At 60.2% G+C, this 8,113-nt stretch carries 7 protein-coding genes and 1 pseudogene; 1 reads left to right on the plus strand and 7 read right to left on the minus strand.

Going from position 1 to position 8,113, the window contains the following annotated elements; translation table 11 throughout:
• Positions 1 to 5: 5 nt before the first annotated feature.
• The 5 genes from BMY06_RS23250 to BMY06_RS23270 form a co-directional block, all read right to left on the minus strand.
• A complete protein-coding gene (locus BMY06_RS23250; protein WP_080180731.1) occupies positions 6 to 1,544 on the minus strand; it encodes a sugar ABC transporter ATP-binding protein in 1,539 nt (512 codons plus the stop codon).
• 9 nt (positions 1,545 to 1,553) lie between these two features.
• Positions 1,554 to 2,585: an ABC transporter permease gene (locus BMY06_RS23255; protein WP_080180730.1), complete on the minus strand. Its 1,032-nt coding sequence runs from the start codon at positions 2,583 to 2,585 to the stop codon at positions 1,554 to 1,556.
• A 90-nt stretch (positions 2,586 to 2,675) separates the two neighbouring features.
• Positions 2,676 to 3,728 (minus strand): sugar ABC transporter substrate-binding protein, encoded by a 1,053-nt coding sequence (locus tag BMY06_RS23260; RefSeq protein WP_065059826.1) that lies wholly within the window; start codon positions 3,726 to 3,728, stop codon positions 2,676 to 2,678.
• Between the two features lie 232 nt (positions 3,729 to 3,960).
• Positions 3,961 to 4,764 (minus strand): aldo/keto reductase, encoded by an 804-nt coding sequence (locus BMY06_RS23265; protein ID WP_074985540.1) that lies wholly within the window; start codon positions 4,762 to 4,764, stop codon positions 3,961 to 3,963.
• Between the two features lie 55 nt (positions 4,765 to 4,819).
• Positions 4,820 to 5,782, minus strand: coding sequence for a sugar ABC transporter substrate-binding protein (locus BMY06_RS23270; protein ID WP_065059828.1), 963 nt, complete (start codon positions 5,780 to 5,782; stop codon positions 4,820 to 4,822).
• Between the two features lie 310 nt (positions 5,783 to 6,092).
• Between BMY06_RS23270 and BMY06_RS23275 the strand changes: the two genes are divergently transcribed.
• On the plus strand, positions 6,093 to 6,884 hold the full coding sequence (locus BMY06_RS23275) for an SDR family NAD(P)-dependent oxidoreductase (protein WP_074985542.1): 792 nt from the start codon (positions 6,093 to 6,095) through the stop codon (positions 6,882 to 6,884).
• Positions 6,885 to 6,948: 64 nt separating this feature from the next.
• Here BMY06_RS23275 and BMY06_RS23280 read toward each other — a convergent pair whose 3' ends face one another.
• Positions 6,949 to 7,881, minus strand: coding sequence for an electron transfer flavoprotein subunit alpha/FixB family protein (locus tag BMY06_RS23280; protein ID WP_074985544.1), 933 nt, complete (start codon positions 7,879 to 7,881; stop codon positions 6,949 to 6,951).
• Positions 7,882 to 7,895: 14 nt separating this feature from the next.
• Positions 7,896 to 8,113 (minus strand): annotated as a pseudogene (locus BMY06_RS23285) (electron transfer flavoprotein subunit beta/FixA family protein); the annotation flags it as partial.

Below are 8,113 nucleotides of genomic sequence, written 5' to 3' on the forward strand. Positions count from 1 at the left end.
TTCGTTCAGACGATCAGTTTGATCAGATCCTGCGGCGTCGGCTTGGCATGCGCCGACGCCTCCAGTTCGCCGATCAAACGCCGCTCGCGCATGATCAGCAGACGGTTGGCCAGCCCGATATCCTCCTCCAGCGTGTCGCACATGATGATCATGGCAATGCCCGCATTCGCGAACTTGCGAATGAGCCGATAAACCTCGTCCTTGGCCTTGATGTCGATACCACGCGTCGGGTGATCGAGAATCAGCAGACGCACATCCGAACTCAGCCATTTCGACAGAATGATTTTCTGCTGATTGCCGCCGCTCAATCCCGCACAGGCTGCATGAATCGAAGGCGTCTTGACGAGGCATTCCGCGACCCATTGCTTCGCGTGCTCGTGCTCTCTGCGCGTGCTGATCATGCCGCCGACCTTGAGCTTGTCGAGCACGAGATAGTTGATGTTGTCGGCCACGCTCATATTCAGCGCGAGCCCTTCCTCTCGCCGTTCGATGGGCACGTGTCCCACGCCATGCAGCACGGCCGAGCGCGACGAACCGTTCACAGGCGTCTTGCCTTCGATCGCGAGCGTGCCCGCGTCGTAGCGCTCCAATCCGGCAATACAGCGGCACAGCGCCTCTTTCCCCGAACCGACCAGACCGACGAGACTGACGATCTCGCCTTCGCGCACCTCGAAACTCAGCGGCGCGAACGCCCCCTGTTTCGCGAGTTGATCGACGCGGAACGTCACCTTCTCGCCCGGCGCGCGCTGCTCGCTTTCGCGAAAGCGGTCGCCGGCGAAATCGTGACCCACGAGCAGCTTTTCGACATTGGCGATATCGAGGCCGGACGTGGGCATCTCCGTCACGTTGCGGCCGTCCTTGAGCACGACAATGCGATCGCAGTTTTCCAGCACTTCCTGAAGCCGGTGCGAGATGAGTATCATCGACGCGCGGCTTTTCAGGCGATTGAGAATCTCGAATAGCGTGTCGCGCTCGCCGTCGTTGAGCACGGTGGTCGGTTCGTCGAGAATCACAATCGGATTCGAGGCGCCATATTGCTCGCAGAGCCAGACCATCCGCGCGATTTCCACCATCTGCCGCGCCGCGGGTGAGATCGAGGCAACCGGCAGATCCACGTCGATATCGAGGTTCATCGGTTCCAGCACGCGCCGCGCCTCGGCGGCCATCTCGCGCCGCGACAGCACGCCAAAGCGGCGAAAGCGCGCTTCGTGGCACAGAAACAGATTCTCCGTGACCGAGAGATTCGGAATCAGCGAGCCCTCCTGAAACACCACGCCAATGCCTTTTCGAATCGCATCCGCGGTGCCCTTCATGACGACCTTTTTGCCGTCCAGCATCAAGCGGCCTTCGTCAGGCTGATAAATGCCGGTCATGATCTTCGTGAGCACCGACTTGCCCGCGCCGTTTTCGCCGACCAGGCCCAGAATCTCGTTCTTGCGCACGGTCAGCGCAACATCGTCGAGCGCAATCACGCCGGGAAATCGGCGCGTGATACCTTCGAGCGAGAGCACCACGCCGGTATCCTGTTCGATAAGCGTTTCCATAGTGCGGCCTTATTTAATGAAGCCGAGCTTGCGGCGGTCGAGCGTGAGCGCCACGGCAATGATCAACACGATGCCGTTGACGGCCGTTTGCGCATACGGATTCACGGCCATCAGCACCATGCCGTTGTTGAGCACGGCGAGCACGAGCGTGCCGAGCAGCGCATTCTTCGCACCGCCGAGGCCGCCCGTGAGCGACACGCCGCCCACCGCCACCGCCGTGATCACCGGAAACAGCAGATTGAGACCCGTGCGCGCGGTCGCGCTGCCCATCCGGCTCACGAGCAGCAGCGCGCCCAGGCCGTAGAGACACCCGGCGATCGCGAACGCGACCACTTTCATACGCGGCACGTTCACGCCCGCCTGACGCGCGAGCGCTTCGTCGCCGCCGATGGCGTAGAGATAGCGCCCGGTGCGCGTGCGATCCTCGAAAAACTGCACGGCGATCACAATTGCCAGCGCCACCAGCACGATATTCGCAACGCCGAGCGGCTTGTCGTTGATAAAGTTTTGAATGCGGTTATCGAGCAGCGTAATCAGCATCGCCTTGTTCACGTAGACGGCCACGCCATAAAGCACCCAACTCACGCCCAATGTCGTAATGAACGAAGGAATTCTGAGTTTCGTATGCAGCACGCCGGTCAGCATGCCCGCCGCGCCGCCGATGGCGAGACAGATCGGCAGAATCCAGAGCCCGACATCGTGATCGTTGTAGCGATTCTTGCTGAGCACGCCGACGAAAACCGCACACAATGCAACCGTGCCTTGCAGCGAAAGATCGATCCCGCCGATCACGATGGTCAGATGCAGACCCACGGCGAGAATCGCGGGAATCGCAGCGAGACTCAGCACGACCTGCACGTTGTCCCACGAGAGACTCGCGCCGCGCGTGCCGATGGCGAACACCGCCACGATCAGCGCGAGCGAGAGCAGTTGCGCGCCGACGCCACTGCGACGCAGCCAGCGGCGCGCGCCCTGCATCCACGCGGTGTGTGCGGGCTGGCGCGAGAAATTCGCGTCGCCCATGCTTTCCACAGGTTCCATGAACTGCCGTCCCTCCTGATGGTTCCGGCCGCGAGCGCACCGGTTTCGCACGCCCGCGCCGAAGCTTGCTTGAATACCTGCTACGCGGTGTTATTTGATCGGCGCGACCCAGCGTGCGTAGAAGTTCTTCAGGTCGTAATCCGGCATCTTGCTGACCGTGTCTTTCACGACTTTCTCCACGTTCGAGCGATCGACTTCGATACCCGGAATCAGAAACGCGCGGTATTTGGCGGGCGTGGCCTTCACGTCGAGCGCGCCCTGTTTGGCCGCAAGCGCCATCGACAAACCAAGTTGCGCCTGATAACGCGCGTCGTCGTATTCGGTCGAGGACATCGTGCCGTCCTTGATCGCATCGAACGCGTCGGGCACGCCGTCCGTGCCGCTCACCTTGACCTTGCCTGCGAGGCCCGCCTCCTTGAGCGCGGCCACCGCGCCGAGCGCCATGTTGTCGTTGGCGGACCACACGCCCGCGGTATCGGGATGCGCCGCCAGCAATTGCTTGGTGATTTCGTAGGCCTTGTTGGTGTCCCAATCGGCGGCTTCCCACTGCACGAGCTTCACGCCAGGCGTTTCTTTGAGCGCCTTTTGCAGGCCCTGGAAGCGCCCAATGGCCGCGTTATTCGACAACATGCCCTGAATCGCGATGATCGAACCTTTGTTCGGCGTCGGCATGTTTTTGAACAGGGTCTTCGCATTGAAATAACCCTGCCCCACAGCGTCGAAACTGATATGCGCGACCCAGTGCGGATAGTCCTGCACCTTGATGTCGTCCGGTTTGTTCCACCAGCTCACCCAGTAAACGCCCGCACTTTCCAGCATCTTCGCGATCGGCACCACGTCGGGCGCCTCGTTCGGATCGACGTTGACAACCATGTTGCCGCCGGTCTTCGCAATCTCCGCCTTCAGATCGGAAAACTGCTTCTGGCTGTTGCCCTCGCTGCTCAGCACATCGACGGGCAAACCCAGCTTCTTGCCGAGCGCCTTCGCGCCCGCCGCATAGTCGGCGTGATACGGATTGTCGAGCCCGCGAATCATGACAACGAGCGTGGTCTTGTCGGAAGCCGCCCATACCGGCGACGAAATGCCAACGCCAATGGCCGACGCCACCAGCGACGCGGCAAGCAGACGAGTCGTGCTGTTCAATTGCTGTCTCCTCTCTGGATTGAGAAGCGGATGCCTCATTATTCCTGGCCCGCTTCAACTGATACGGATACCTAACATTGTGTTCTGCATGAATCTCACTCTTGATTCGACAACCGAACCGTCTCTATCCGGTTCGGCTTGCTTCACGCCATGCTTTTCGCGTATCTAAGATGCCAGTTAAAAAAAGAAAATTTTTTCGCGCGCATGGCGATGTGTGCGACTCATACGCAACTCATGCACGATTCCACGGCGCAAACGGCGGATTCGCGTTGCGCGCGCCGCAATCGAGCGCGTCGATGCTGGCGAGTTCGTCATCGCTCAAACGCACGTCCAGCGCACGCAGATTCGCACGCTGATGCTCGACGCTGCGCGACGCGGTAATCACCAGCATGCCGCGCGCGAGCAGCCACGCACAGGCGATTTGCGGCGCATCCACGCCATGACGTTCGGCAATCGCGGCGATCACAGGATCGCGCTGCACGCGGCCCTCACCCAGCGGCATATATGCCGTCACCTTGATGCCGTGCCGATGCGTCGCGTCCACGTCAGCGCGATTCGCGAAGAACGGATTCACCTCGATCTGATTCGTCACGATTGCATCGCCGCCTGGCACCCCAACGGCTTCGTCGAGCAGCGGCCCGGTGAAATTCGACACGCCGTAATGGCGGATCAAACCTGCGTCCACGGCTTCGCGCATCGCACCGATCGTCTCAGCGACCGGCACGCCGTCGACCGACGGCCAATGCACCAGCGCCACATCGATCACACCGACACCGAGCCGCTCCCGGCTCGCTTCCAGGCTGTCGAGTACCGCGCGATGGCGCAGGCTGTCGAACCACACCTTGGTCGTCACGCAAATCTCGTCGCGATTCACACCGCTCTCGCGAATGCCGGCGCCCACCGCCGCTTCATTCTCGTAGTGGACCGCCGTGTCGATATGGCGATAGCCCAGTTCGAGCGCGGTGCGCACCGATTGCGTGGTGATGTCCGGGGCGACGCGGAATGTGCCGAGACCCAGCGCGGGAATAACTGACATCAAGCTTGACTCCAGTTCGATGGAAACTGCGTTGCAGTTGAATCGAAGCACCGCTTTAAAACACGGCCTTCGGGTTGTAGAACTTGTCGATATTGCCGCGATCGATCACCGCAGGCGGCGTATAAGTCATCTTCGGCAGATCACGCGCCTGGCCATTCGCGGCCTTGAATCCGAGGTCGACGGCCGTGCGCGCGATCAGCGCCGGATCGTTGAGCGCGGTCGCGCCATACTTGCCCTGTTTGATGAGCGCGAGCGCTTCCTTCTGACCATCGGCGGCCGCCACGAGCGTGATGCCCTGACGATTCGCGCTCTCGATCGCACGACGCGCGCCCAGCACCATGCTGTCGTTTTCGCCGAGCACGAGGTTGATGTCCTTGTTCGCGACCAGCAGATCTTCCATCGCCTTCAGGCCGCCTTCGTCGGTCCAGTTGCCCCAGCCTTGCCCCACGATCTGCAGATTCGCCTTGCCGAGTTTTTCGAGCTGCGCTTCGACAATGCCTTCGAGTACGCCATCGCGGCGCGCCTTGCCCACCGGATTGCCCTTGTCGCCCGACACGAGCGCGATCTTCAGCGGCTTGTCGCCGAACGTATCGACAACCCAGCGGCCGACCAGCGCACCGTTTTGCCGATTCGACGATTGCACGAGCGTGAGGTAATTCGCCTTCGGATCGAGATCGGCATCCATCACGATCACTTTCACACCAGCTGCCGTCGCTGCGTTCACGGCGCTCACCAGCCCTTCGGGATCGGCCGGATCGATGATCAGCACTTTCACGCCGCGCGTCACGAGGTCTTCGACATCGGCGATCTGCTTCTGCATCGTGCCCTGCGCATCGGTAACGATCGGCTCGCCGCCGAGTTCCACCACACGCGCTTTCGCGGCTTGCATGGCCGCCGAGAAATACGGCGCGTTCAACACCTTCATGGAAATGCCGACCTTGAGTTTGTCGGCAGCAAAAGCATGACCGGCGCACACTGCGCAAACGAGCGCGGCCATCAACACATTTCGTAGTCTCATGACGCACTTTCCTGTTTATTTGTTTTGCTTGGCTGGATTGCGATTCACATCGTCACGACAACATTTAACGCCTTCCGCACGCACGCTGGCGCGAATTTTCGACGACTGTGCAAGCGCAGAATAACGATAGTATTGCTATCGTTACATAGGTGTATACGTGAAATCACACGCTACTGAACTCAAACATCATTACAAATGATAATGTTTAATAAGCGTCGCAATAGTGCGCTGTTCTGCATAGAGCGATAGCAAAATGCGGGCATGGCGAAGCACGCCAATCACACCCATTCACAGCATTCAGGAGCGAGCGATGGATTTGAAACTGCGTGGAAAGGTCGCGGTCATTACCGGCGCGAGTGTCGGCATTGGTCTTGCGGTCGCGGACCGTTTCGCGGCCGAGGGGACACATCTCGTGCTCGCCGCGCGTCAGCGCGAACGTCTGGAAACCGCGGCGCAATCGCTCGCCGAACGGCACGGCATTCAGGCCGTACCGGTTGCGTGCGATATCGCAACGGTCGAAGGCGTGACGCAACTCGTCGACGCCACGACTGACGCCTTCGGCGGTGCGGACATTCTGTTCAACAACGCGGGCACGGGCAGCAACGAAACGATCATGACCGCTCCCGACGACAAATGGCAAGCGTACTGGGAACTGCACGTGATGGCCGCCGTGCGCCTCGCGCGCGGGCTTGTGCCGCTGATGAAGCAGCGCGGCGGCGGCGCGATCCTGCACAACGCTTCGATCTGCGCCACGCAGCCTTTGGGCTACGAGCCCATTTACAACGTCACGAAAGCCGCGCTGATGATGTTTTCGAAAACGCTCGCGAATGAAGTGGTGAGCGACAATATTCGCGTCAATACCATCAATCCGGGGCTCGTGCTCACGCCGGACTGGATCAAGACGGCCAAACAACTGAGCAGCGAAACGGGCGGCGACTGGGAAGGCTATCTGCAGCAGGTCGCGAACGAGCACGCGCCCATTCAGCGCTTTGCTTCGCCCGAGGAACTGGCCGATTTCGTCGTGTTTCTGTGCTCGGAGCGCGCGAGTTACAGCGTGGGGTCCACGTATTTCGTGGACGGGGGAATGTTGCGAACCGTGTAGGTGCGCAAGCGGTGCGGCCCTGCTGTCGAGAAGCAGGGCCGCTGAAGATTACGCGTGATGGCGCTCAGGTCAACGCAACGAGTTCCGGCACCACGCTGAACAGATCGCCGACGAGACCGTAGTCGGCTACGGTGAAAATCGGCGCTTCCTCGTCCTTGTTGATCGCGACGATCACCTTCGAATCTTTCATGCCCGCGAGATGTTGAATCGCGCCTGAAATACCGATGGCGACGTAAAGCTGCGGCGCGACAATCTTGCCGGTTTGACCGACCTGATAATCGTTCGGCACGTAGCCTGCGTCCACCGCCGCGCGCGATGCGCCGAGTGCCGCGTTGAGTTTGTCCGCGAGCGGTTCAAGCACCTTCGTGTAGTTTTCGCCGCTGCCCAGACCGCGTCCGCCTGACACGATAATCTTTGCGCTGGTGAGTTCGGGACGATCGAGTTTCGTGACTTCGCGATTGACGAATTGCGCTTTGCCGTTATCCGCTGCCGCTTCGATTTTTTCTACCGATGCGTTGCCGCCTTCCGCAGCGACCGCGTCGAACGCCGTGGTGCGAACAGTGATGACCTTGATCGCGTCTTGCGATTGCACCGTCGCAATCGCATTGCCAGCGTAAATCGGACGCTCGAACGTATCGGCACTAACAACAGCAGTGATATCGCTGATCTGCGCAACGTCGAGCTTGGCGGCAATACGCGGCGTAACGTTTTTACCGCTTGCCGTAGCAGGCGCGAGAATATGCGAATAGTTCTTCGCAATTGAAAGCACCGTCGCTTCAACGTTTTCCGCGAGACCGTGTTCGAGTTGCGGCGCATCGGCGAGCAGCACCTTAGAAACGCCGACGATTTTCGCCGCTGCATCCGCAGCCGCTTTCGCGTTGTGGCCAGCAATCAGCACATGCACATCGCCGCCAATTTTCTGCGCCGCTGCAATCGTGTTCAGCGTTGCGGCTTTAATCGACTCATTGTCGTGTTCTGCAATTACCAGGTTCGTCATTTTCGATTCGCTCCTCACAGCACCTTGGCTTCGGTCTTCAGCTTTTCGACCAGCGTTTTCACGTCAGGCACTTTCACGCCTGCGCTGCGCTTGGGCGGTTCCGAAACTTTCAGCGTCTTCAAACGCGGAGCGACATCCACGCCGAGATCTTCCGGCGTGATCGTTTCGAGCGGCTTCTTCTTCGCCTTCATGATGTTCGGCAGCGTGACGTAGCGCGGCTCGTTCAAACGCA

It is taken from the genome of Paraburkholderia tropica (genome assembly GCF_900109265.1).
GTDB classification, from domain to species: domain Bacteria; phylum Pseudomonadota; class Gammaproteobacteria; order Burkholderiales; family Burkholderiaceae; genus Paraburkholderia; species Paraburkholderia tropica.

What these genes read in the sequence shown, in the direction of transcription:
- BMY06_RS23250 (WP_080180731.1), bottom strand. Translation starts at nt 1,544, where the DNA reads ATGGAAACGCTTATCGAACAGGATACCGGCGTGGTGCTCTCGCTCGAA.
- BMY06_RS23255 (WP_080180730.1), bottom strand. Translation starts at nt 2,585, where the DNA reads ATGGAACCTGTGGAAAGCATGGGCGACGCGAATTTCTCGCGCCAGCCC.
- BMY06_RS23265 (WP_074985540.1), bottom strand. Translation starts at nt 4,764, where the DNA reads ATGTCAGTTATTCCCGCGCTGGGTCTCGGCACATTCCGCGTCGCCCCG.
- BMY06_RS23270 (WP_065059828.1), bottom strand. Translation starts at nt 5,782, where the DNA reads ATGAGACTACGAAATGTGTTGATGGCCGCGCTCGTTTGCGCAGTGTGC.
- BMY06_RS23275 (WP_074985542.1), top strand. Translation starts at nt 6,093, where the DNA reads ATGGATTTGAAACTGCGTGGAAAGGTCGCGGTCATTACCGGCGCGAGT.
- BMY06_RS23280 (WP_074985544.1), bottom strand. Translation starts at nt 7,881, where the DNA reads ATGACGAACCTGGTAATTGCAGAACACGACAATGAGTCGATTAAAGCC.